Genomic DNA, 2,189 nt, shown 5'->3' on the forward strand with positions numbered 1-2,189 from the left:
CGGGGAAGAACGGCTTCTGATCAACGAAGGGCCGATTCCCGCATACTCGGGAACAACAATCGATAAAAATGGGGAACTACCGTGGCAACTGATCTTGCTGAATTCGCAAGGGCGAAAAACGTCAAATATTTCATGATTTCCTACACTGACCTGTTCAGTGGCCAGCGTGCCAAGCTGGTGCCGGCGCAGGCGATATCAGACATGCAGAAGGACGGCGCCGGCTTTGCCGGTTTCGCCACATGGCTGGACCTGACGCCGGCGCATCCCGACATGCTTGCGGTGCCGGATCCGGATTCGGTGATCCAGCTGCCGTGGAAGCCTGAGGTCGCCTGGGTGGCGGCCAACTGCATCATGGACGACAAGGAGGTCGACCAGGCGCCGCGCAACACACTGAAGCGGCTGATCGCGGAAGCCGCCAGCGACGGCATGCATGTCAAGACCGGCGTCGAGGCCGAGTTCTTCCTGATCTCGCCTGACGGCAAGACGATCTCCGACGAATACGACACGGCCTCAAAACCCTGCTACGACCAGCAAGCGGTGATGCGGCGCTACGACGTCATCGCCGAGATCTGCGACCACATGCTGGCGCTCGGCTGGGGCGCCTATCAGAACGACCATGAGGACGCCAACGGCCAGTTCGAGATGAACTGGGCCTTCGACGACGCGCTGGCGACCGCCGACAAGCACTCGTTCTTCAAATTCATGGTCAAGTCGATCGCGGAAAAGCATGGCCTGCGCGCGACCTTCATGCCGAAGCCCTTCCAGGGCCTGACCGGCAATGGCTGCCATGCGCATATCTCGGTCTGGGACAAGGCCGGCAAGACCAACGTCTTCGCCGACAATTCGATGGAGCTCGGCCTGTCGGCCAAGGGCAGGAATTTCCTCGGCGGCATCATGAAACATGCCTCCGCACTGGCCGCGATCACCAACCCGACGGTGAATTCCTACAAGCGCATCAACGCGCCGCGCACCATTTCGGGCGCGACCTGGGCACCGAACACGGTGACCTGGACCGGCAACAACCGCACCCACATGGTGCGGGTGCCCGGCCCCGGCCGCTTCGAGCTGCGGCTGCCGGATGGCGCCGCCAATCCCTATCTCCTGCAAGCGGTCATCATCGCCGCCGGCCTCGACGGCATTCGCTCGAAGGCCGATCCTGGCAAGCGCTACGACATCGACATGTACCAGCATGGCCATACGGTAAAGGGCGCGCCAAAACTGCCGCTCAACCTGCTCGACGCCTTGCGCGAGTTCGACAAGGACAAATCGCTCAAGGCGGCGCTGGGTGAGGATTTCTCGTCGGCCTACCTAAAGCTGAAGCACCAGGAATGGAATTCCTATGCTTCGCACTTCACGCAATGGGAGCGCGACCACACGCTGGATATTTGACCACCAGCGCGACGCGAGCGACCTCGGAATGAACTGATGAAATATTCGATCTTCTCGCTCGCTCGTGCCGCCCTGTCCGGCCACAAGAACTGGCAGCGCACCTGGCGCGACGCCACGCCGAAGGATCGCTACGACGTGGTGATCATCGGCGGCGGCGGGCACGGGCTGGCCACCGCCTGGTTCCTCGCCAGCGAGTACGGCATCAAGAATGTCGCCGTGCTCGAAAAAGGCTGGATCGGCTCCGGCAATGCCGGCCGCAACACCACCATCATCCGCTCCAATTACGGTCTGCCCGGCAACACCGGCTTCTACGAATTGTCGATGAAGCTGTGGGAGCGGATGGAGCAGGACCTCAACTACAATGCGATGGTCAGCCAGCGCGGCGTCATCAACCTCTACCATTCCGATGCGCAGCGCGACGCCTATGCGCGGCGCGGCAACACTATGCGCATCAACGGCATCGACGCCGAACTGCTCGACCTCGCTGCCGTCAGGAAGATGATCCCGTTCCTGAACTTCGACAATGCGCGCTTTCCCGTGCAAGGCGGGCTGTTGCAGCGGCGCGGCGGCACGGCGCGGCACGATGCGGTGGTCTGGGGCTATGCGCATGCGGCGAGCGAACTCGGCGTCGACATCATCCAGAATTGCGAAGTCACCGGTTTTGTCAGGGACGCCAATGGCAAGGTGACCGGCGTCGAGACGTCGCGCGGCAAGATCGGCGCCGGAAAGGTTGGCATGGCGGTCGCCGGCTCCTCGTCGCGCGTCGCAGCAATGGCCGGTCTGCGCCTGCCGATCGAGAG

2 protein-coding genes are annotated in these 2,189 nt (G+C 62.4%); both read left to right on the top strand.

What is annotated here, in order from left to right; all coding sequences use genetic code 11:
* Nucleotides 1-81: 81 nt before the first annotated feature.
* Complete coding sequence (gene glnT, locus EN884_RS33915; RefSeq protein WP_063167614.1) at nucleotides 82-1,389, top strand: type III glutamate--ammonia ligase; 1,308 nt, start codon at nucleotides 82-84, stop codon at nucleotides 1,387-1,389.
* Between the two features lie 36 nt (nucleotides 1,390-1,425).
* A partial coding sequence (locus EN884_RS33920) for an FAD-dependent oxidoreductase (RefSeq protein WP_128361036.1) occupies nucleotides 1,426-2,189 on the top strand: 764 nt, incomplete at its 3' end.

This window comes from Mesorhizobium sp. M7A.F.Ca.AU.001.01.1.1 (genome assembly GCF_004022735.1).
GTDB lineage: Bacteria > Pseudomonadota > Alphaproteobacteria > Rhizobiales > Rhizobiaceae > Mesorhizobium > Mesorhizobium ciceri.